Source organism: Micromonospora sp. NBC_01739, from assembly GCF_035920385.1.
Lineage (GTDB): Bacteria > Actinomycetota > Actinomycetes > Mycobacteriales > Micromonosporaceae > Micromonospora.
Map to the genome: position 1 here is coordinate 5,466,147 of NZ_CP109151.1, position 21,791 is coordinate 5,487,937.

The following is a 21,791-nucleotide window of genomic DNA, read 5'->3' on the forward strand; positions in this document are numbered from 1 at the left end:
AAGCCGCCGGTGGTCTGCGATTCACCGGACCGTCGGCGGGGCAATGTGGGGTGGAAACCTGGCCTACCGTCGCGTCTTCGGGCGTATCCTGTCCGCCCTGGCGCCGTTGCGGGCCGAATCATGCCGGGAGGTGCGCTTGAGCCGATTCGAGCGGTTACGCGGGCGGCTGCGCCGCGCCTACGAGTCGGGCCGGGACTCGGTCCGTGCCGCGCGCAACACCCCGCCCTACGTGCCCAAACCGGCCCGGGCGGCCTCCCCGGAGGAACCGGGCCCGGTGGCGCCGCCGGCGGCCACCGTGGTCGGGGCGGAACCCGGCCCGGCCCTGCACCACTCCACCTCCAGCCGCGACGACGCGGACGTGCCGCACGCCCTGCGCATCGCCGCCGCCTGGTCGTGGCGGCTGATCGTCGTCGGGGTGGTGTTCTGGGCGCTGGTGAAGCTGGTCAGCACCATCAGCATCGTGATCATTCCGCTGGCGGTGGCGATGCTGCTGTCGGCCTTGCTGGCCCCGGCGGTGGGCTGGCTGCTGCGGGCCCGGCTGCCGAAGTCGCTGGCCACCGCCGTGGTGCTGGTCGCCGGGCTCGGCGCGGTGATCGGCACGTTGACCCTGGTGGTGAACGAGTTCATCAAGGGCGTGCCGGAGCTGGCCGCCAAGTCGAGCCAGGGCCTGCAACAGATCCAGGACTGGTTGAAGACCGGGCCGCTGCACCTGTCGGACAACGACCTCGACCGCTATCTGGAAGAGGCCCAGCAGTGGGTCAACAACAACACCGAGCAGTTCACCAGCGGTGCCCTCTCCACCGCCAGCACCCTGGCCGAGGTGCTGACCGGTACGGTGCTGGTGCTGTTCGCGGCCTTCTTCTTTCTGCGTGACGGCAACATGATCTGGCGGTTCGTGGTCCGGCTGCTGCCGGTGGCCGCCCGCTGGAAGGTCGACGACGCCGGGCGGGCCGCCTGGGCCACCCTGGTCGCCTACGTGCGGGCCACCGTGCTGGTCGCCTTCATCGACGCCGTGGGCATCGGCATCTTCCTGGTCATCTTCGACATCCCGTTCGCCTTCCCGCTGGCCGCCCTGGTCTTTCTGGGTGCCTTCATCCCGATCATCGGTGCGACCCTCTCCGGCGGGGTGGCCGTGCTGGTGGCCCTCGTCGACAGCGGGCCGGTCACCGCGTTGATCATCCTGGGTGTGGTGATCGGGGTGCAGCAGGTCGAGGGGCACATCCTCCAGCCGTTGATCATGGGTCGGGCGGTGGCCATCCACCCCCTGGCGGTGATCATCGGGTTGGCCGCCGGTGTGGTGCTCGCCGGGATCACCGGCGCCCTGGTCGCGGTCCCGCTGATCGCGGTGCTCAACACCGCGGTACGTCGCCTCGCCGCCCGTACCGTGCCGGACACCCCGCCGGACGCGGTCGTCGTCGCCGCCCGCGCCCCCTGACCCGTCAGCTGTCGGCCAGCCGGGCCAGGGCGCCACGGACCACCTCGCGGCGGGTGGTGTACCAGAAGGGGGGCAGCGACCGGCGCAGGAAGGGGCCGTAACCGCGAGCGGTCTCCAACCGCGAGTCCAGCACGGCCACCACCCCCCGGTCGCCGGAGGCCCGGATCAGCCGCCCGACCCCCTGGGCCAGCCGGACCGCGGCGATCGGCACGCTGACCGCGGCGAAACCCGACCCGCCCTGAGCGTCCACGGCCGCCGCCCGAGCGGCGGCCAGCGGCTCGTCGGGCCGGGGGAAGGGCAGCCGGTCGATCACCACCAGTTGGCAGGAGTCACCGGGCACGTCCACCCCCTGCCACAGGGACATCACCCCGAACAGGCAGCTCGCCTGCTCCTGACGGAACCGGCGGACCAGCAGCGGCAGGGCCTCCTCGCCCTGCAACAGCACCGGCAGGTCGGTGCGGGCCCGCACCAGCTCCGCGGCCTGGGTGGCGGCCCGCCGGGAGGAGAACAACCCGAGGGTACGACCACCCAGGGCGGTGACCAGTTCCAGCAACTCCTCCCCGGCGGCGTCCGGTAGCCCGGAGACGCTGGGGCGAGGCAGGTGCGCGGCCACGTAGAGGATCCCCTGCCGGGGGTAGTCGAACGGGGAACCGACATCCAGGGAACGCCAACCCGGCCCCGAGTCGGCGTACTGGCGCGGGGCCTGGGCACCGCTGCCGCCCGAGGTCGGTGCGGTGCCGCCCGGCCGGACGGTGGCGGCGGCCAGCGCCTCCGCGGCCGGTGAGGGCGGGCTGGGGGTCGGCGCCTCAAGGCCCAACGCCCGGGCCACGGTGTCGAAGCGACCCCCCAACGCCAGGGTGGCCGAGGTGGCCACCACGGTCCGTTCGTCGTAGAGGTGGGTGGCCAGGGTGCCGGCGACCGAGAGGGGGGCTACCACCAGGGCCCGCCGGCCGGTGTTGTCGTTGCGTTCCACCCAGGCGACGTCGTGGTCGGCCTCCTCCAGCAGCCGCTGGGCGGTGGTGGACAACTCGTCCAGGACGGCCTTGGCCTGCTGCTTGCGTACCGGGTCCGGGTCGTCCGCCTTGATCTCGCCGATGGCGTCCAGGGCGGCCCGGGTAGCGGAGTCCAGCAGGGTGCACGCCTGCTGCAACGGGCTCGGCAGGCCGCCGGTGAGCCGGCCCACCGGAGCCTCGGCCAGCCCGACCGCCAAGGCGTCACCGGCCTCGGTCAGCGCCTCGGCCGTCTCCGGACGCAGCAAGGGTCGGGCCCGGCGGGCGGACCGGTCGATCAGTTCCGGGGTCAGCTCCGCCTGGGCGGCCGAGGAGACCCGGTCGGCCAACTCGTGGGCCTCGTCGACGACCAGCAGCCGGTGCGGGGGGACGATGTGCCGCCCGGCGAGCATGTCGACCGCTAGCAGGCTGTGGTTGGTCACCACGACGTCGGCCTCCCGGGCCCGGGCCCGGGAAGCCTCCGCGAAGCATTCCGCACCGTACGGGCAGCGGCCGGCCCCCACACACTCCCGGGCCGGCATGGAGACCAGCCGCCAGGCCTGGTCGTCGACGCCCGGATCCAGTTCGTCCCGGTCGCCGGTGTCGGTCTCCAGGGCCCAGTCCCGCAGGCGTTGGATCTGCTTGCCGAGTCGCCCCGCCTCACCCAGCCACCGGGTGCCCCCGCCCGGCCGCTCGGCCGGTGCGTCGAAGAGGGTGTCCGCCGGCTCGTCCTCGGTCGAGTTCTCCAGCCGGGCCAGGCAGAGGTAGTGGTGTCGGCCCTTGAGCACGGCGTAGGTCGGGCGGCGCTTCAGCAGGGGCTCGACCGCGTCGGCCAGCCGGGGCAGGTCGTGCTCGACCAGTTGGGACTGCAGGGCCAGGGTGGCGGTGGAGATCACCACCGGGCCGTCGACCGTTAGGGCGGGAGCGAGGTACGCCAGCGACTTGCCGGTGCCGGTGCCGGCCTGCACCAGCAGGTGCTCACCGGAGGCCACACACTCCTCGATCGCTGCGGCCATCTGCTGCTGGCCCGGCCGGGCGCTGCCACCGGGCACCGCGCCGACCGCGGCGGCCAACAACTCGGCGCCACCCGGGCGGTCACCGGATCGACGGGATCTGCTGCGGGTCGAGGCGGAGCCGGAGGAGGTGCGGGGCGGGGTCACCGTGGCACGGTACCCGCCGGGACCGACGCCAGCCGTATCGATCGGGTGGTGTTGCGCCGCCTTGAGCAGGAGATCGCCCTTGCGTCCGGTAACTTCCCGACGGCACCGCGTGGGCGTAATCGGTTAGGGTGCGAATCATGCCGAGCGACGTGGTCCGAGTGATCTACCGCAAGTACGACGGCAGCGCTCACCGGGACTATCCGGCCCGTCGCCTGACAGAGGACGATCTCGGCATCTGGTTGGGGGTGCCGGCCGGCACGAGTTCGGTCTATCACGGTCGCCCCTCGGTGGAGCAGATCCCCTTCGTCCTGCTGGTGCCGCACCAGGCCTGGTGGACGACGATGTTCAACCCGCCACCGCGCACCAGCGAGGTCTACTGCGACATCGCCACCCCGGCCCGCTGGGAGGGGGAGGACACCGTGCACCTGGTCGACCTGGACCTCGACGTGGTGCGGCGGCGGGAGACCGGCCTGGTGGAGTTGCGCGACGAGGACGAGTTCGCCGAGCACCGGGCCCGGTTCGGCTACCCGGACGATCTCGTGGTCGAGGCCGAGGCGGCGGCCCGTTGGCTGCTCACCGCCCTGGGCGATGGCACGGAGCCCTTCGCCACCTCGTATCGTAAGTGGCTTGCCCTGGTGCTCTGACCTCGGCGAAGGCACCTGGCCGGGGCTTGCCTGGCGGGAAATTCGCCGACGCCGAGCGGATCAGTCGGCCACGGGTGATGATGCAGCGATGGCGCACGACGGCGTGAGACGTTCGACACCCTTCCTCCCGGGTATCCACCGCTCACTTTCGGCCTCCGGCGGCACCTGGAGGCCCACCGGTGGGGACGGCGGGAAACGATGAAGGTGAACGGAAGTTGAACGGCCGGTGAATGACACCTGACCAGGGGTGGGCCGCCGAATCGCGGGTCCGGGCGTTCCCTAGCATTCCCTCAGCAGGGCGCCGGACAGCGCGCTGACACCCCTTCCGCCGACACGACGAGGTCCGTGCTGTGAGGTTTTCCTTCCGCCCCAACGAGGGCGCCTTCTACGAGCTCTTCACCAGGGCCGCGCAGAACCTGGTCCGGGGTACCGAGCTGCTCAACGAGCTTGCCCTGCCTGATGTCGAGGTGCAGTCGGTCAGTGAGCGGCTGACCGAGGTCGAGCACGACAGCGACAAGATCACCCACGAGCTGTACAAGAAGATCAACTCGACCTTCGTCACCCCGTTCGACCGGGAGGACATCTACCGACTCGGCTCCCTGCTCGACGACGTGATGGACCACCTGGAGGCGGTGGGCAACCTGCTCTACCTCTACGGGCTGACCAAGCTGCCGTCGCTGCCCCGGGAGATGCACGAGCTGGTGAACGTGCTCGACCAGCAGGCCAAGCTGACCGCCGAGGCGATGCCCCGGCTGAAGTCGATGAAGGATCTCGAGGACTACTGGATCGAGATCAACCGGCTGGAGAACGACGGTGACCAGGCGTACCGGATGCTGCTGGTCCGCCTCTTCTCCGGTGAGTACGACGCGCTGACCGTGCTGAAGATGAAGGAGGTCGCCGACGAGCTGGAGGCCGCCTGCGACGCCTTCGAGCACGTGGCCAACACCGTCGAGACCATCGCGGTCAAGGAGTCCTGATCCGGTGACTGTTACTCCGGAGCTCATCGCGGTGCTGGCGGTGATCGGGGTAGCCCTGGTGTTCGACTACACCAACGGCTTCCACGACGCCGCCAACGCCATCGCGACCAGCATCTCCACCCGGGCCCTGACCCCCCGGGTAGCCCTGGGCATGGCGGCGATCGGCAACTTCATCGGCGCCCACTTCGGCGCCGAGGTGGCCAAGACCGTCGGTAGCGGCCTGGTCGAGTTGCCGACCGGGGTGTCCAGCCTCGGCATCGTCTTCGCCGGGGTGATCGGCGCGATCGTCTGGAACCTCATCACCTGGTACTTCGGCCTGCCCTCCTCCTCCTCGCACGCCCTGATCGGTGGTCTGGTCGGCTCGACCGTCGCGGCCAGTGGCACGGTGCTCTGGAAGGGCATCGGCGAGAGCGTGATCATCCCGATGATCCTGTCGCCGATGGTCGGCTTCATCCTCGGCTACATCGTGATGATCGGTGTGCAGTGGCTGTTCCGCAACGGCCACCCGGGCAAGCTCAACCGGGGCTTCCGGTGGGCCCAGACCGCCTCGGCGGCGGCCATGTCGGTCGGTCACGGCATGCAGGACGCGGCCAAGACCATCGGCATCGTGGTGCTCGCCCTCTTCGTCGGTGGCTACCAGAGCGACCCCACCCACATTCCGGAGTGGGCCTTCTGGACCTCGGCCGCCGTGCTGGCGGCCGGTACCTACGCCGGTGGTTGGCGGATCATCCGTACCCTGGGTCGGAAGATCATCGACCTGCGGCCTCCGGAGGGCTTCGCGGCCGAGACGGTGGCCAGTGGGGTGCTCTACTTCAACGCCCTGGTCCTCGGCGCCCCCATCTCCACCACCCACACGATCACCTCGGCGATCATGGGTGTCGGCGCCACCAAGCGGCTCTCCGCCGTCCGGTGGGGGGTGGCCGGCAACATCGTCGGCGCCTGGATCCTGACCTTCCCGGCCGCCGGCTCGATCGGCGCCCTGATGTACTTCCTGGTCCGCCCCCTGTTCAGCTGAGCGGTAAGGAAGGGCCCCCTGTTAACGCCTCGCGTAGTACAGGGGGCCCTTCTTAACACCCACTCAGAGGTACGAGACCCCGATCTGGGCCCGTACCTCGTCCAGCAGCCCCATGATCTCCAGGGTGGCGGAGTGCGGCACCAGCGGGCTCTCGGTCAACCCCTCGGCCAGGCAGCGCTGCACCTCGATGGCCTCGTACTGGTAGCCGGAGCCGACCAGGTCGGCGGCCAGGGTCTCCGGCTCGGCACCCTCCCGGTGCAGCTGGACGGCCGCCGGCCGGAAGAAGGGGTCGGGCAGGTCGATCCGTCCGGCGGTGCCGGTGATCGAGGCGGCGGCCCCGGTGGGACCGACGATGCCGCAGCTCAGGGTGGCCACGGCACCCGAGTCGTACCCGAGGATCATGGCGGTGTTCTCGTCGGTGCCCTCCGGGCCCAGCTTCGCCCAGGAGCGCACCTGCTGGGGTGCCCCGAGCAGCAGGTGGGCCAGGCTCACCGGATAGATGCCGAGATCCAGCAGGGCGCCACCGCCCAGTGCACGGGCCCGCATCCGGTGCTCCGGCGGGAAGGGCCCGGCCAGGCCGAAGTCGGCCCGTACGCTGGTCACCCGTCCGATCGCACCCTCCGCGATCAGCTCACAGACCCGCAGGATGAGGGGGTTGCAGCGCATCCACATCGCTTCCATCAGGAAGACTCCGGTCGCCCGAGCGGTCTCGACCAGCTCGGTGCTGGTGGGCAGGTCCAGGGTGAACGGCTTCTCCAGCAACACCGCACGCCCGGCGGCCAGGCAGGTGCGGGCCGCGTCGTAGTGCGCCACATGCGGGGTGGCCACGTAGATCACGTCCAGGTCGGTGTCGGCGGCCAACTCCTCCCAGGAGGCGTACGCCCGCGCCGCGCCGTGCCGGTCGGCGAAGCGCTGCGCGCTCTCGGCGGTACGTGAGCCGACCGCCGCCAGTTCGGCCCCCGGCACCAGCCGGAGGTCCTCGGCGAAACGGGCGGCGATGTGGCCAGTGGCCAGGATGCCCCAACGAGTCATGGATCGACGCTACCGAAGATCACCACTGGGTCGTACGGCTGATCCATCCGTCGAGACCGGGCCCGGCTAGGCTGCTGGCGATGACGAAAGACCGTGGCTACCCGGCCCCGCCCGCAGTGGTGGAACATGCTCGCCGTTTCTCGACCAGTGGCGACCGGCCGGCGATACCCCGGGTGGCGGCCACCGTGCTGTTGCTGCGCCCGGCCTGGGAGGGCTTCGAGGGGTACCTGATCCGTCGGGTGGCCGCGATGGCCTTCGGCGGCATGTACGCCTTCCCCGGCGGCGGGGTGGACCCCTCGGACTCCACCGTTCATGTGGACTGGGCGGGCCCGGAGCCGGCGAGTTGGGGGGAAACCCTGGCCCTGACCCCGGCCGCCGCCCAGGCGGTCGTCTGCGCGGCGGCCCGGGAGGTCTTCGAGGAGGCCGGGGTGCTGCTCGCCGGGCCGGACCCGAGCCGGGTGGTCGGTGATGTCAGCGACGAGGGCTGGGAAGCCGCCCGCGACGATCTGGAGCAGCGCCGTACCGGCTTCGCCGAACTGCTGGCCCGCCGTGGGCTGACCCTCCGGTCGGACCTGCTGTTGCCGTGGAGCCGCTGGGTGACCCCGGAGTTCGAGCCGCGCCGGTTCGACACGTACTTCTTCGTGGCTCTGCTGCCGGAGGGACAACGGACCCGGGACATCTCCCGGGAGGCCGACCGCACCCTCTGGATGCGGCCCGGCGAGGCCTGCGAACGCGCCAGGGCCGGTGAGCTGACCATGCTGCCGCCCACCCTGGTCACCCTGAGTGAGGTGGCCGCCTGCCCGGACCTGGCGGCGGTGGCGCGCGCCGCCTCAGCCCGGGACGCGGCCACCGCGATCATGCCCCGGTTGGACCTGTCCGACCCGGACCGACCCCGGTTCTACCTGACCTGAAACCAGCTCAGTCGAGCTGGTAGTTGACGTGGGCGGACCAGCGGGCGAACCCGGTCCGCTCGTAGAGGGCCATGGCCGCGGTGTTCGACTCGTCGACGTAGAGCATCACCCGGTCCAGGCCGCGCTCCCGCAGGTGGTTCAGTCCGGCCGTGGTCAGGGCCCGGCCCAGCCCGCCGCCGTGCGCCGAGGGATCCACCCCCAGCACGTACACCTCACCGAGGCGGGCCGAGCCGGGGCGCTCGTGCACCTTCGTCCAGTGGAAGCCGCGTAGCCGGCCGGTCGCCGACTCCACCGCCAGCAGGAATCCGGCCGGGTCGAACCACGGCTCGGCCAGGCGTACCCGCAGGTCCTCGGCGCTCCACCGGCCCTGCTCGGGGTGGTCGGCGAAGGCCAGGGCGTTGAGCGCCAGCCAGGCCTCGTCGTCCGCGCCAGGGCGGAAGGCGCGCAGGGTGACCCCCTCGGGCAGGCGGGGTTCGGGCTGGGCTGCGGTCAGTGGCCTACGCAGTTGCCAGAGCACCCGGGCCCGACGGAAGTCGAGGTCGACCGCGAGGGCGGCGGCCGAGGGGTGGTCGCCGTGCGCCCAGACCCGCAGTGGCCGGGCCTCGGTGGCCAGCGCCTGCCGGGCCAGGGCCCGCCCGGTGCCCTGCCGCCGGTACGCCGGATGCACGACCAGCCCCACCCCGATCCCGGAGCCGGGGTCGGTGGTGTCCAGGTGGACGTACCCGGTCAAGGTCCCGTCGGCGTCGCGGGCGGTCAGGTGGATCGCCGGGGCCCGCTCGTCGCGGAGCCGGAGCAGAATCTGCTCGTCCAGCGGGTCGGCGCCGTCGGTGTCGCCGGCGGCCCCGGCCAGGGCCAGGACCTCGGCGATCTGCGTGGCATCGAGCCGGTCCAGCCGACTCACCTGGGTTCCGGGTTGGCCGGTCTGTGTCTGCTCACTCATCATCGAAACGGTATCCGCCGAGGGCGGGAGACCCGGGAGGTCCCTCAGGTGCCGTGGCCGTGCTTCGGCAGGGCCTGGAGGTCGAACCGGGCGGTCAACTCGGGCAGGATCCGGTAGAGCGCGTCGACGGTGCCCTGCCGGTCGCCGCCCGCGTCGTGCAACAGCACGATCGATCCGGGTCGGGCCTCCGCCAGCACCACCCCGGCGATGGTGGCCGCGCCGGGGGCCCGCCAGTCCGAGGGGTCCAGGGTCCAGTGCAGGGGGGTCATCCCCAGTTCCCGGCTGGCGGAGATGACCGGGTAGGTCCAGGCCCCACCGGGTTGCCGGTACCAGGTGACCGGTTCCTCCGGCACGGCGGCGTGGATCGCGGCATTGGTACGCAGCAGGTCGTCCCGGATCCACTCCGGTGACCGGGCGCCCAGGCTCACGTCATGGTTCCAACTGTGGTTGCACAGGGTGTGGCCCTCGGCGACGATCTGCTGGACCAGCCACGGGTAGCTCTGGGCGTTCTGTCCGACCACGCAGAAGGTGGCCGTGATCTGGTACTCGCGCAGGATGGCCAGCACCTGCGGGGTGTAGTCCGGGTGCGGGCCGTCGTCGAAGGTCAGCGCGATCTCGTTGGTGCCGGTGCTCAGCCGGGTACCCATCGGACCGAAGTCCGGGTCCTGTCCCGACCCCTCGGGAACCCCGGCCGTAGGGCTCTCCGACAGTTGGTCGCGGCCGGGGTCGGGCTCGGCGGTCGCGGACTGGTCGGCGTGCTGGGGATGGTCCGCGCCGGTGACGGTGACCCCCGAGCCGCGGCGCGGTGGATCGGGGACCAGGCTCCGACCCAGCAGGTACGCCGAACCGAGCACCGCCGCCACGACGACCGTGATGATCCCGAGCATCCGGGCCGTGCTGCCCTGGTAACCGCGCACCGCTGCCCCCTCCCACTGGCCAACTCGGCAGTCACGATATGACTACCGAGTTGCCCAAAAGGGGCGTACAGGGAATTAGCCCTCTACGGTGACCGGGCGGGCGACGAGCGAGGTCGGGTCGGTGGCCTCGGACAGCGAGCCACGCGAGGACGGCACGACGAACTTGTAGCCCACCTGGCGCACCGTGCCGATCATCGACTCGTACTCCGAGCCGAGCTTGGCCCGCAGCCGCCGGACGTGCACGTCGACCGTCCGGGTGCCGCCGAAGTAGTCGTACCCCCAGACCTCGCGCAGCAACTGGTCCCGGGTGAAGACCCGGCCCGGGTGCTGGGCGAGGAACTTGAGCAGCTCGAACTCCTTGTAGGTCAGGTCCAGCGGGCGACCCTTGAGCTTCGCGGCGTAGGTGTCCGGGTCGATCATCAGCTCGCCGGCCCGGATGGAACCGCCCACCCCGGCGGTCGCGTTGCTGAGTCGGCCGACCGCCAGCCGCAGCCGGGCCTCGACCTCGGCGGGACCGGCGGAGGCGAGGATGACGTCGTCGACCCCCCAGTCGGCGTTCAACGCGATCAACCCGGCCTCGGTCACCACCGCCACCAGCGGTACGCCGAGCCCGGTCGCGTGCAGCATCCGACAGGTGGCCCGCGCCTCGCTCAACTCGGACCGGGCGTCGACCAGGACAGCGTCCGGGCTCGGGCCGGCAACGAGGGTACGGACGTCGCGAGGTGCGGTGCGCACCGAGTGCGGCAGCAGGTCCAGTGCCGGCAGTACTGCGGATGGTTCGCCTGCGCGTGCGGTAACCAGCAGCAGGATCTCCACGATCACCTCCGTCCCGGCGGCCCCGTGCGGCCGCGCGCGACCAGCGGCACTCCTTGACGGATATGGCGCTGGGAACATCCGTGGGTCCCGGCGTCGCTGACGGGCGGGTTTCGGCAAGAGCGTAACTGATCGGCTGCGCGGAGCTGGGGCGTGATTTCCTGTTCGCCCTATCTGCCCCCGGTTGCGGCCCAGGTTTTAACCTGGCGGAAACCGGGACACCCGCGTTGACGGCCCGGTCTGGCACGATCGGTGGGTGGTTCCCTCCAGCTCACCCGAGACCGGCCGCGAGCCCTGGGCGGACGACCTGCCCCCAGGCGGTGGTGCGGCACCGTCGGCCGGCCCGGCCGTGGCCAACGACGACCGTCGTCGCTCCGGCGGCCCCCGACGCCTGCGCCGTGGCGGCTCGGCACGCCGCTCAGACGAGGCCCTCGACGATGAGGACGAGGAGGAGACCGAGCCGCCGGTCGAGGTTAGCCGGCAACTCTCCCTCGCCATCGCCGGGTTCGCCCTCCTGCTCGGGCTGGGCCTGGTCCTCGGCGCGTACACCGCCGGGCCCGACCACCGGCTGCCCTTCACCATCGTGGTGCTCACGGTGCAACTGCTGTTCGTGCTGGGCTGGACGATGGTCACCCGGCCACCGGCGGTGGCGGTGGTGCTCGGGGTCGGCGCCCTGACCGCCCTGACCGCCGACGTGATCGCGGTACGCAGTGCCACCCCCCGGATCGGGCCACTGTTCCTCATCGCCATCGGCGCGGTGCTGGTAGCCGTGCTGGGGCAGTTGGTGCGCCGGGTGGACCGGGTGCGGGTCATGGACTCCCTGCGGACCACGGCCACCATCATGTTCGGGGCGGTGGCCTTCGCCACCCTGATCGTGCTCAGCCGGATTCCCGCCGGCACCCAGGCCATCGTCGTCTGCCTGACCGCGGGCGCGGTAGCGGTGGCGATTGCCCGCGCGACGGACGCCTTCGCCGCCTGGCCCCGGCTGGCACCCCAGGTGCCCCGGGGAGCCGCCGGGGTGGTCGGTGGTGCGATGGTGGGCACCCTGTTCGGCGCGGTGCTCGGCAGCTACCTGGTCACCCCCTTCACCCCCACCCGGGCCGCGATCCTCGGGCTGGTCGCGGCGGTCGTCGCCGTACTGGCCGACCTGGCGGTCAGCTACGCCGAGGCCGGTCGGCTGATGGCGGGGGAACCCCCCACCGCCTGGGCGGCCCAGCACGTGCAGGGGCCCCTGGCCGCCCTGGCTATGGCGGCACCGGCGGCCTACCTGATGTGTCGGCTGCTGCTGTGACCGGTCGCGCCGAGGGCGTGATTGAGTGAAACGGGCTTCGGGTACCACCGTGCGCGGGCAACGGCGTACGGAAAGACGAGACGGCGTACGGGAAGCCAAGGAGGCGGCGTGGACCACGAGCAGACGTCCGGACGGCGACCGCGGCGACGCGGCCGCAAGCTACTGATCGGGTTCGTCGTCCTGCTGCTGGTCCTGGCCGGGCTGATCTTCATCGCCGACCGGGTGGCGGCCGGGGTGGCCGAGCGCACCATCGCCGACGAGGTCCGCGAACAGGTCGCCCGGCAGAACGCCCAGTCTTCGCCGCCGGAGGTGGAGGTGGGTGGTTTCCCCTTCCTCACCCAGGTCCTGGACGGGCGGTACGAGCGCATCACCATCCGGATGCGCGACGTGCAGGGCGCGGTGCAGGGCGACGCGGTCTCCCTGCCCAGCCTCGACGTGGACGCCCACAACGTCCGGGCCTCGCTGCAGACCCTGCGTACCGGTCAGGGCGACGTGGTGGCCGAGACGGTCAACGGCACGGCCACCATCAGCTACCAGAGCCTGGCCGCCCTGCTGAACCGGGAAGGACTGGTGCTCGGCGAACGCAACGGGCAGCTCGCCGTCACCGCCCCCCTGGAGGTCCTCGGCCAACAGCTCACCGTCACCGGGGTCGCCGACATCGTGGTCAGCGAGGAGGGCAAGATCGCCCTGCGATTCGCCGACCTGGACGCCGAAGGGCTGCCCACCGCCCCGTTGGCCCGTACCCTGCTGAACAACTTCGCCCGCAGCATCTCGATCGAGGTACCCCTGCCGGAGTTGCCCTTCCAGCTCACCGTCCGGGAGGTGGTCCCGCAGCCCCAGGGCCTGACGGTGACCGCGGACGCGCGAGACGTGCCGATCAATTCCGTGGGCTGACCTCGGGCTCAGCATCCCGGATGCTGGTCGGGCCCCTGGAGAAAACTGGGATCGCTGGTAGGCTCCGTGCTCATGGGGACGCTCCTCACCAAACGGCGCGCGGTCGACCTGTGCCGCGTGGCCACCTGCCTGTGTCGCCCCGTCATCTGACGGCGGGGCTGCTTCCGGCCGCATAGCGGCCAATCGGCACTCGGGGTTTGCGTACCTCTATCCCGGTGCACCTCACCGGACGCCCGGCAGCGGCGCCGTCGCACAAACCCGTGATCCGTTCCTAGCTCTGGGTCCCGCGCGTGGTGCGACAAACTTCAACATCCCAGACCTCCGCGCGCTGGCTCACCACACCATCCTCACCAGGGAGTGATCTGATGAGTCGCGACACCGCACTCGTCTCGGCCGAATGGGCCGAGAAGAACCTCGACGCCCCGGGCGTCGTCTTCGTCGAGGTCGACGAGGACACCTCGGCCTACGACACCGGCCACCTGGCCGGCGCCATCAAGCTCGACTGGAAGACCGACCTGCAGGACCCGATCCGTCGGGACTTCGTCAACAAGGCCCAGTTCGAGGCGCTGCTCTCCGAGAAGGGGATCAGCAACGACGACACCGTCATCCTCTACGGCGGTAACAACAACTGGTTCGCCGCGTACGCGTACTGGTACTTCAAGCTCTACGGCCACGGTGACGTCAAGCTGCTCGACGGCGGTCGCAAGAAGTGGGAGCTGGACGCCCGGCCCCTGGTCAAGGACACCGTGACCCGCCCGGCCACCCAGTACGTCGCCAGCGAGCCGGACAACAGCATCCGGGCCTTCCGCGACGAGGTCGTCGCCGCGATCGGCACCAAGAACCTGGTCGACGTGCGCAGCCCCGACGAGTACGCCGGTCGCCTGCTGGCCCCCGCCCACCTGCCCCAGGAGCAGGCGCAGCGGGGTGGCCACATCCCGACCGCGATCAGTGTGCCGTGGTCCAAGGCGGCCAACGAGGACGGCACCTTCAAGTCCGATGACGAGCTGCGCAAGCTCTACGGCGAGGCGGGGCTGGACGACGGCAAGGAGACCATCGCGTACTGCCGGATCGGCGAGCGCTCCTCGCACAGCTGGTTCGTCCTTCAGGAGCTGCTCGGCCACCCCAACGTGAAGAACTACGACGGCTCGTGGACCGAGTACGGCTCGCTGATCGGTGTGCCGATCGCGCTCGGCGATGAGCCGGGGGAGGCCTGAGATGACCGCACCCACCGCGGCCGGTTGCGCCGCCCCGGATCAGGCGGCACCCCTGCCCGCCAGCATCGACCTGGAGAAGGAAACCGTCATCACCGGTGTCGTCCGCTCCGCGCAGGACGAGGTGGTGCCGGGTGCGTACGTCCGTCTGCTCGACTCGACCGGTGAGTTCACCGCCGAGGTGGTGACCTCGCAGGCCGGTCAGTTCCGGTTCTTCGCCGCCCCCGGCAACTGGACCCTGCGGGCGCTGTCCCGCCACGGCAACGGCGACATCGCCGTCACCGCCAACCGGGGCGTCAACGAGGTGACCGTAACGGTCACCGACTGACCCACGAACCACCGGCCGCGTGGCCCGGCTCCCCTGATCCGTGGGGGACCGGGCCACGCGCCATTCCCGGCCCCGGCGAGGATCGCCGGGTGCACTTGTTGCTGCCCCGACGACAAGAAACGCACCCAGAGCGGCGCCGGTCAGCGGGGCAGCGGGCGGAGCAGGTGGCGGGAACAACCGCCGCCGTGGCCGGGCCGCAGCAGACAGCGCCGGTCCCGACCCATCGACCGGTCACAGAACACCTGATGCTGTACGTCCGGCGCGCCCTCCACCGAGATCGTCGTCTCGCCGGTCACCACCTCGGGCAGGAACCCCAGGGAGCGGGTGAGGGCGCGAGCCAGCAGGTGAGCGGCCGGCAGGTCGGCCGCCCGGATGGTCAGGTGTACGACGAAGCGAGCCCGCTCGTCACCGCCGACCTCCCGCATGTAAATCACCTCTCTCCGGCTGGCTGGCTGGCTGGGTCGGTGTCGGGGGAGCTGTGGCAGCTCAGCTGTGCTTTCTCCAGGGGTAGCGACAGCTGGACTGCCACAGCTCCACAGCCCATCGAGAACGAGGGGGTGTCGGGGTGGACCGGAAGGGCGGTCCACCCCGACTGGGGGACTGAGCTCTGCTCGTTGCCACGCGAGGAGCGCTCGACAGCCAACTTATGCGCATAACACGCATAAGTCAAGGCACCTGGGCGTCGGCTTGTCGAACTGCGTGAAGACGTGATCGAATCCAAGAGCCACGCGAGGAGCGCCATGCCTGCCACACCGGATTACCTGAGGATCGCCAACGCGATCATGTCGGATGTCGAGAGCGGCAAATTGAAGCCGGGCGAGAAGCTTCCGTCGATTGCGCAGCTCTGCGAGATACATCGAGTTGGCGCATCCACGATCCAGCAGGTCTACATCCGGCTTGAGGCGCTTGAAGTCATCGAACGGCGGCAGGGCAAGGGTGTGTTCGTGACTGATCCGGGGACCTGGCTGCGTCGGCCGTGAGCTGAAGACGGAGCTGGGAACGGGTACGGCCGCCGGGGGCGTCCCGACGGCCGTACCGTCTGTGGTTCTTGCACCTCAGGCTGGCGCTCGCTCGATCAGCTGACCTTGCGCCGGGCCTTGGCGCCCCAGTTGGCGACGGTCACCAGCAGGGCACCCAGCCCCAGCAGGATGCTGCCGACCAGGCCGACGGCGGCGGTAGACGCGCCGGTCAGCGGGAGGTCCTGGTTCGCGGACATGTTCTCACCTCCCTCATCCCTTGGCCCCGACGGCGATGCGCGCCGGGGAGTCCCAGACGCATCGATCGACCGTGGGTTGACGGATCGCCTTCACCAGGGCGTGCACCAGGATCACCCGGTACAACAGGTCAGCGACGATGATCACGGGCAGGAAGAGTGGAAGTTGCCAGTGGCGTAGTCGCCAGGCGGCGATGCCCACCCAGATGCCCTGGCCGATCAGCAGGAACAGCAGGCCGGGCAGCAGGCCCGGCCCGGCGGTGGCGATCAGCCACAGGGTCAGCGGACCACCGGCGACGTACAGCAGCCAGTGCACCATCAGCAGGACGTACGCGTAGTCGAAGCGGGTGGCGTACCTGCCGACGCCGTGGCCGATGACCCCCTGGAAGGTGCCCCACATCCACCGCAGGTTCTGCCGGTACCAGTCGCGCAGGTTGGTGGGGTCCTGGAGGTGGGCCAGGGCGCGGGGCGCGTAGACGACCCGGCCCAGGTTGCGCCGGTGGGTCTCCAGCACCCAGTAGGTGTCGTCGACGATGTACGGGGGCTGGGTGGGCAGCACCTCGTCCAGCAGCTCGGTCCGGTAGACGGAGTTCGAGCCGGAGATGCAGTTCATGACGTTGAAGTGGCTCTGGATCCGGCGGATCACCGCCTGGTACATCCAGTAGCTGTAGGCCCGCTTGGCCAGCCACGGGTTCCACCGTCGCTCCGGCGGCCACCAGGTGGCGTTGTGTCCCACCACGATGCTGACCTCGTCGGTCAGCTTGTCCAAGGCCTCGGTGACGAAGTTCGGCGCGATCACCACGTCGTCGTCGAGGATGGCCACCGCGCGATAGCGGCGGCCGAGTTCGAAGGTCTCATACGCGGTGTGCAGGGCGGCCGGCTTGCCGACGTTCTGCAGCAACGGCAGCACCCAGGCGCCGGCCTGAGCGGCGAGTTCGGCGGTGTCGTCCGAGGAGTCGTCCGAGACCAGGTACACGTCGCTGCCGGTGGCCCGGGCGGCGCGTACGGTCGCCGCGATCGTGGCGGCGCCGTTGCGGCAGGCGATCAGGATGGCCACCTCATCCGGGCGTACCGGCCCGAAGCGGGGCGGGCGGGCCGCGTGCCGGGGCTCGTAGCCCACTGCCGGGCGGAGAAAGCCGTACCCGAAGGAACCGACTATGAGGAGCAGCACGAGACTACTCACAGCAATCGTCGCGGTCAGGATTACTTCGGGCATTGGGGGTCGATTCGCAGGCAGCAGGGGATGTGAGGGGGGTTCGCGTTGGAGGCCTGCTGATAACGCTAAGTGATGCCTGGTGGATCGCCAAGGAGGGTGATCATTCTCGCCCGATCGGGCCACCCGGGAATGCCCTGCCGGTGCCGCACGTCCGCAAATGATCGGGGCGAAGCTGGATGGGTGGGCTGCCGGTCGATGCGCCCGGCCACTTTCCCGACCAGGTGATCGGCCTGTCGATGGATCACTTCTGGGTACGGAAGGGGCCTGTCCCCCAAAGGCCCATCGGGCGGCCTTGACCGTTACCAACGGGCCGGACCGCCCGAGGAGGCAGCGACTACCACGAACCGGCCCGACTGCCGCGAAAGCAGTGGCCGCCGGTCGATGCACGACCGGCGGCCACCAGGATGTGTCGGATCAGATTCCGGTTGCTCTGGTGCAGTTGGAGGTCGGTTCGAGGGCGAAGTTCAGGGTGCCCACGATGCCGGCCTCGATCTGGTGGCGCTGCACCTGCGGCACCCACCCGTCCTTGGCGACGATCACCTCGTACCGGCCGCGCGGCAGCCACCAGGCGTACTTGCCGGAGGCGTCCGCGGTCAGGGTGGTGCCGGTACCGGCCGAGATCAGGTTCACCCGGACGGTGGCCGGAATCCCCACGGTGACCCCGCCACAGGTGGTGCCCGTGACCGTGCCCTGGATCTTGCCCCAGCTGTTCGGCGGCGACACGTTCATCTCCACCGAGACCGGGGTGACCGGGTAGGGGGTGTCGGAGGCGATCGCCAGCTCACCGGTGTACCGACCCGGTTGGAGCACCCCCGCCTCCGTGGTGGCGTCCAGGGTCACCGTCACCGTCTTCGAGGCCCCCGGGGCCAACGTGAAGGTGCTCGGTGAACTGCTCAACCAGGGCAGATCCGCCGCGGTCGCGCAGAGCTCCAGGCCACCCAGGCGCTCACTGTCCGCGCTGCCCACGAAGGAACTGGGCGAACCACCGATCTTGTACGCCCCGCAGGCGGCGGCACCCCGGTACCGGGCGAACTTGGCGTTCGGCAGATCACGCCAGGCCCCGGTGACCGGATCGAAGCCGACCGTGCGGTTGGTGACCGTGGTCGACCCGGCGGTCACCCCACCGGCCAGCACCAGCAGGCCACCGGCGGCGGCGTACTGGGAACCCCACAGCTCCAGCGGGAGGCTGGGCAGCGGGCTCCAGGAGTCGGCCGTCGGGTCGTACCGGTAGGCGTCGGTGTACTCCGTACTGCCCGTACCACCGGCGCAGTAGACCGAGGACCCGATCCCGCCGCAGGACAGCCAGGACACCGGGTGGGGATAGGCGGCACCGGTACGGAAGGAACTCGTAGCGGGGTCGAAGATCACCAACCGGTCGCTGTCCGTGCAGGTGGCATCGGCGCAGCCGCCGACCAGGTAGACCTTGCCACCGAGCACCGCCGTGCCGGCCGCGGCGACCGGGGCCGGGTTGGTGGCACCCGGGACGGTGCTCCAGGTTCCGGCGGCCGGGTCGAAGACGTCGACCGTGGCGACCGTACCGTCGTCGGCACCCCAGCCACCGATCGCGTACAGCTTGCCGTTGATCGCCGCCGTGGCCGGCTTGGACCGGGCCACCGGCAGGTCGGGCAGGGCGCTCCAGGCGTTGGCTCCCTGGTCGTACACCCATGCCTTGCGCTCGGTGCCGGTGCTGCCACCGCCACCGACGGAGTAGACCTTGCCGTCCAGCCAGGCCGCCGAGTTGTCGTAGACCGCGGCCGGCAGTCGGGCGATGTCACTCCAGGCGTCGTCCGCGGCCCGGGTGCCGGACTCCGGGGCGGCCCCGCCGTACGCGATACCGGTGCGGGCCTTGCTGATGCCCTTCATCTTCTGCTCGACCAGGGCTGCCCCACCCTGGTTGAGCAGCTCGAACTCGCCGGACCGCTCCAGCAGGTCGACCGCTGCCGGTGCGCTGCCGGTGTTGCGGACGGTCACCTTGGTGGTCCGCACCACCCCGTGCCGCTGATGCGACTCGATGGTGGTCGGGCTGACCGTCAACCGGCCGGCGCCGAGGGCGAAGTTGGCCCGCCTCACCCCGTCGGAGACCACGGCGACATCCTTCGTCACCGGCTGGTACGGGGTCCGACTGGCGGTGAAGGGATGGGTACCGGTCAGGGTCGAGAAGATCCAGTAGAAGCCGTCCGGCTGGGCCTCGTCCTCCGGGGTGGCCGCCGACACCGCCCGGTCCTCGGGCTGGTGGACACTGGCCACGTTCACCCCGTTGATCGCCTCGCCGGTGTTGCGGTCGGTGGTGTTGCCCACCACCAGTCCGCCCGGCACCGGGGTGCACTCCCGGTTGACCAGCTCCACGTCGTCCACCTGCCACCACCAGGCGAAGGTGCCCTTGAACCGGAAGCGGACCAGGGCGGACTCGGCGTTGGCGGCCGGGGTCAGCGGCACCTCCTCCATCCGGGGGCCGCGTCGGCTGGAGGTCTGGTGCCAGACGTTGGTCCAGGTGGCCCCGGCGTCCGTGGAGACGTCGATGTCGGCCGTGTCGGTGATGCCGACCGCCCGCCAGTCACTGCGGAAGCGCAGCACCGGGGCGCTGACCCCGGACAACGTCAGCGGCGGGGTGACCAGGTCGGTGTCCTGGGTGTTGCCGCTGCCCAGGGCGTCGCTGTCGATGATGGCGAACCCGCCCGAGCCGCCGGTCAGGTTGCCGCGTGAGCGGGCGTCCGTGAAGACCCACCCGCCGGAGGCGGTGCGGTTGGTCACCGTCCAGCCCGGGGGCGCGGTGGTGCCGTCGAAGCTCTGCGTCAGCAGGGGGGTGCTGAAGCTGCCGGTGTAACCTGCCGCGACGCAGGCCGCCTCGACCGGTACGGCCACGTTGGCGGTCACGTTCTGCCCGGCCACGGCCACCTCACGGGTGACGGTCTGATAGCCGGGGTAGCGCGCGGTGACGGTCAGCCGGTACGAGGTGCCACCCGGCACGGTGAAGGAGTAGCGCCCGGTCACCGGGTCGGTGAAGACCGGCCCGCCGGGTCGGCCGGCCACCTCTATCCGGGCGTACAACGGCCAGCCGTGACCGGAACCGTCGGTGACCTTGCCCTGCACGGTGACCGTGGGGTTGGCGGTCAGGGCGAAGTCGCGGGTGACCGCGCCGCCCTCGGCGACGGTGACCGTGGCGGTCTGTCCGGCGTAGCCGTAGGCGCTGACCGTCAGGGTGATCTCGCCGGCCGAAACGCTCAGCGCGTACCGACCGTCCGGGCCGGTGGTGATGCTGCGGGTGCCGTCGGTCACGGTGGCACCGACGATCGGGTCCCCGTCGGCCGCGTCGGTCACCCGGCCGGTGACCCGACCGATCGGGCCCCTAGGGGCGTCGCGTACGGCCGCGTAGGCGTCCAACCGGCCCTCGCCGAAGACGTTGTTGTCGGCCGGGGTGCCGCCGCAGGTGGTGGCGTCGACATCGCGGGCGGTGCGGTCCAGCAACTCCTCGGTGGCGGTGACGTCCCCGCGCAGGCTGGGCGCGGCGGACCACATCAGGGCCACCGTGCCGGAGACGTGCGGAGCGGCCATCGAGGTGCCGCTGAACGAGGCGTACCCCCCGTTGCGGACGCTGGAGCGCACCCCGCTGCCGGGGGCGGCGATGTTCGGCTTGATCAGGGCGGTGCCGGAGCCCCGACCGGAGAAGCTGGCGATGTTGTCGTTCACGTCGTAGGCCCCGACCGCGTACGCGTTCGAGTTGTCGCCGGGGGAGCCGGCGCTGCCGCAGCTCGGGCCGTCGTTGCCGGAGGAGAAGACCGGGAACATCCCGGCGGCCCGCCAGGCGGCGATGGTCTGCTGGTACCAGAGGTCCCCGCCGTCACCGCCCCAGGAGTTGTTCACGATGTCGGGGCGCAGATCCGGCCGGGGGTTCTGGCCGTTGGCGTCCGTCGGGGCGAGCACCCACTGGCCGGAGGCGAGCAGGGAGGCGTCGGAGCAGCTGCGGGCCTCGCAACCCTTCGCGGCGATCCACTTGGCCCCCGGTGCCACCCCGATCTGGTTGCCGGCGCCGTCGTCGCCGACCATCGTGCCCATGGTGTGGGTGCCGTGGTCGTTGTTGTCGCAGGGCGCGGTGCCGGTGCAGACCCCGGCCGGGTCGAACCAGTTGTACGCGTGGTCGAAGCCGCCGCCCAGGTTGCCCCGGTAGGAGGCGACCAGGGCCGGGTGGTCGTACTGCACCCCGCTGTCGATGTTGGCCACCACGATGCCCTCACCGCGGCCGCCGAAGTCCTCCCAGACCCGGGGCGCGCCGATGTTGGTCAGCCCCCATTCGACGGCGGCGGTACGGGCCCGGGTCGCCTCGCTGGAGGTCGGCAGCAGCAGGGGGTAGCTGCGACTCGGCGCGATCCGGGACACCTCGGGCCGACCGGCGATCTCGTCGAGCAACGCCTTGTCGCCCTCCACCCGGATCGCGTTGGCGATCCAGTACGCGGTGTGCGGCACCTTTCGATCGTCGAGCAGTTCGCGCAGGTCGGCCTGACTGCGATCGGCGGTGCTGGTGAGCAGCCGGTGCACCGTACGGGCCCGGTCGTCGGCGTCGCGGGCCTTGGCGGCCTCGGCCAGGGGTGCGGTCTCCCGCAGGTAGACCAGGAAGGCCGTGCTGTCGGTGGTGGCGAAGCGGTCCAGCAGGGCCTGGTCGACCGTGGCCCGCTGCGACGGCTGTGGTGCCGCCGCGGCGACCGCGGGTTGGGCGGTGCAGGCCAGCAGGGCGGCGGTCGACACCGCCACTGCCCGCCACCAGGTTGATCGTGCGGATGGTCGTGTGAACAAAGGTTCCTCCCCCACTT

Annotated in this window: 19 protein-coding genes and 2 pseudogenes; 11 read left to right on the plus strand and 10 right to left on the minus strand. The window is 70.9% G+C overall.

Annotation, left to right across the window (positions count from 1 at the left end; translation table 11 throughout):
- Positions 1-43 precede the first annotated feature (43 nt).
- On the plus strand, positions 44-1,435 hold the full coding sequence (locus OIE53_RS24750; protein ID WP_393340257.1) for an AI-2E family transporter: 1,392 nt from the start codon (positions 44-46) through the stop codon (positions 1,433-1,435).
- A 4-nt stretch (positions 1,436-1,439) separates the two neighbouring features.
- On the opposite strand, the pseudogene OIE53_RS28535 reads toward OIE53_RS24750, so the two are convergent.
- A pseudogene (locus OIE53_RS28535) lies at positions 1,440-2,120 on the minus strand (ATP-dependent DNA helicase); the annotation flags it as partial.
- 110 nt (positions 2,121-2,230) lie between these two features.
- Positions 2,231-3,584, minus strand: a pseudogene (locus tag OIE53_RS28540) (ATP-dependent DNA helicase); the annotation flags it as partial.
- Between the two features lie 137 nt (positions 3,585-3,721).
- On the opposite strand from OIE53_RS28540, the gene OIE53_RS24760 reads away from it, so the two are divergent.
- From OIE53_RS24760 to OIE53_RS24770, 3 genes are all read left to right on the plus strand, one after another.
- Complete coding sequence (locus OIE53_RS24760) at positions 3,722-4,228, plus strand: DUF402 domain-containing protein (protein WP_327023876.1); 507 nt, start codon at positions 3,722-3,724, stop codon at positions 4,226-4,228.
- A gap of 350 nt (positions 4,229-4,578) precedes the next feature.
- A complete protein-coding gene (locus OIE53_RS24765) occupies positions 4,579-5,205 on the plus strand; it encodes a DUF47 domain-containing protein (protein ID WP_327023877.1) in 627 nt (208 codons plus the stop codon).
- A 4-nt stretch (positions 5,206-5,209) separates the two neighbouring features.
- Positions 5,210-6,220 (plus strand): inorganic phosphate transporter, encoded by a 1,011-nt coding sequence (locus OIE53_RS24770; RefSeq protein ID WP_327023879.1) that lies wholly within the window; start codon positions 5,210-5,212, stop codon positions 6,218-6,220.
- Positions 6,221-6,283: 63 nt separating this feature from the next.
- Here the strand turns inward: OIE53_RS24770 and OIE53_RS24775 are convergent, their stop codons facing one another.
- The gene (locus tag OIE53_RS24775; RefSeq protein WP_327023880.1) at positions 6,284-7,252 is read right to left on the minus strand and encodes a Gfo/Idh/MocA family protein; all 969 of its coding nucleotides are present in this window, start codon (positions 7,250-7,252) and stop codon (positions 6,284-6,286) included.
- Positions 7,253-7,332: 80 nt separating this feature from the next.
- On the opposite strand from OIE53_RS24775, the gene OIE53_RS24780 reads away from it, so the two are divergent.
- On the plus strand, positions 7,333-8,163 hold the full coding sequence (locus tag OIE53_RS24780; protein ID WP_327023881.1) for an NUDIX hydrolase: 831 nt from the start codon (positions 7,333-7,335) through the stop codon (positions 8,161-8,163).
- 7 nt (positions 8,164-8,170) lie between these two features.
- Here OIE53_RS24780 and mshD read toward each other — a convergent pair whose 3' ends face one another.
- The 3 genes from mshD to OIE53_RS24795 all read right to left on the minus strand — a co-directional run bounded on the left by mshD (position 8,171) and on the right by OIE53_RS24795 (position 10,836).
- Entirely contained in the window at positions 8,171-9,103 is a 933-nt protein-coding gene (gene mshD / locus OIE53_RS24785; RefSeq protein ID WP_327023882.1) for a mycothiol synthase, read from the minus strand.
- Positions 9,104-9,147: 44 nt separating this feature from the next.
- Positions 9,148-9,990 carry a polysaccharide deacetylase family protein gene (locus OIE53_RS24790; protein ID WP_327027399.1) on the minus strand — a complete coding sequence of 281 codons (843 nt, stop codon included), beginning with the start codon at positions 9,988-9,990 and terminating at the stop codon, positions 9,148-9,150.
- Positions 9,991-10,095: 105 nt separating this feature from the next.
- Complete coding sequence (locus OIE53_RS24795; RefSeq protein WP_327023883.1) at positions 10,096-10,836, minus strand: winged helix-turn-helix transcriptional regulator; 741 nt, start codon at positions 10,834-10,836, stop codon at positions 10,096-10,098.
- Positions 10,837-11,089: 253 nt separating this feature from the next.
- On the opposite strand from OIE53_RS24795, the gene OIE53_RS24800 reads away from it, so the two are divergent.
- The 5 genes from OIE53_RS24800 to OIE53_RS24820 all read left to right on the plus strand — a co-directional run bounded on the left by OIE53_RS24800 (position 11,090) and on the right by OIE53_RS24820 (position 14,557).
- A complete protein-coding gene (locus OIE53_RS24800) occupies positions 11,090-12,124 on the plus strand; it encodes a hypothetical protein (RefSeq protein ID WP_327023884.1) in 1,035 nt (344 codons plus the stop codon).
- A gap of 108 nt (positions 12,125-12,232) precedes the next feature.
- Entirely contained in the window at positions 12,233-13,018 is a 786-nt protein-coding gene (locus OIE53_RS24805; RefSeq protein WP_327023885.1) for an LmeA family phospholipid-binding protein, read from the plus strand.
- Between the two features lie 72 nt (positions 13,019-13,090).
- Positions 13,091-13,168, plus strand: coding sequence for an Ms5788A family Cys-rich leader peptide (locus OIE53_RS24810; protein ID WP_311202345.1), 78 nt, complete (start codon positions 13,091-13,093; stop codon positions 13,166-13,168).
- A gap of 215 nt (positions 13,169-13,383) precedes the next feature.
- Positions 13,384-14,232, plus strand: coding sequence for a sulfurtransferase (locus OIE53_RS24815; RefSeq protein ID WP_327023886.1), 849 nt, complete (start codon positions 13,384-13,386; stop codon positions 14,230-14,232).
- A gap of 1 nt (position 14,233) precedes the next feature.
- Positions 14,234-14,557: a DUF1416 domain-containing protein gene (locus tag OIE53_RS24820; protein WP_327023887.1), complete on the plus strand. Its 324-nt coding sequence runs from the start codon at positions 14,234-14,236 to the stop codon at positions 14,555-14,557.
- Positions 14,558-14,697: 140 nt separating this feature from the next.
- Here the strand turns inward: OIE53_RS24820 and OIE53_RS24825 are convergent, their stop codons facing one another.
- Positions 14,698-14,982: a hypothetical protein gene (locus OIE53_RS24825; RefSeq protein ID WP_327023888.1), complete on the minus strand. Its 285-nt coding sequence runs from the start codon at positions 14,980-14,982 to the stop codon at positions 14,698-14,700.
- Between the two features lie 315 nt (positions 14,983-15,297).
- Between OIE53_RS24825 and OIE53_RS24830 the strand changes: the two genes are divergently transcribed.
- Positions 15,298-15,537: a winged helix-turn-helix domain-containing protein gene (locus tag OIE53_RS24830; RefSeq protein WP_327027400.1), complete on the plus strand. Its 240-nt coding sequence runs from the start codon at positions 15,298-15,300 to the stop codon at positions 15,535-15,537.
- A gap of 95 nt (positions 15,538-15,632) precedes the next feature.
- Here OIE53_RS24830 and OIE53_RS24835 read toward each other — a convergent pair whose 3' ends face one another.
- The 3 genes from OIE53_RS24835 to OIE53_RS24845 form a co-directional block, all read right to left on the minus strand.
- Positions 15,633-15,773 (minus strand): hypothetical protein, encoded by a 141-nt coding sequence (locus tag OIE53_RS24835; protein ID WP_327023889.1) that lies wholly within the window; start codon positions 15,771-15,773, stop codon positions 15,633-15,635.
- Between the two features lie 13 nt (positions 15,774-15,786).
- Positions 15,787-16,953 carry a glycosyltransferase gene (locus tag OIE53_RS24840; protein ID WP_327023890.1) on the minus strand — a complete coding sequence of 389 codons (1,167 nt, stop codon included), beginning with the start codon at positions 16,951-16,953 and terminating at the stop codon, positions 15,787-15,789.
- Positions 16,954-17,400: 447 nt separating this feature from the next.
- Positions 17,401-21,774: a S8 family serine peptidase gene (locus tag OIE53_RS24845; protein WP_442791355.1), complete on the minus strand. Its 4,374-nt coding sequence runs from the start codon at positions 21,772-21,774 to the stop codon at positions 17,401-17,403.
- Positions 21,775-21,791: the final 17 nt, after the last annotated feature.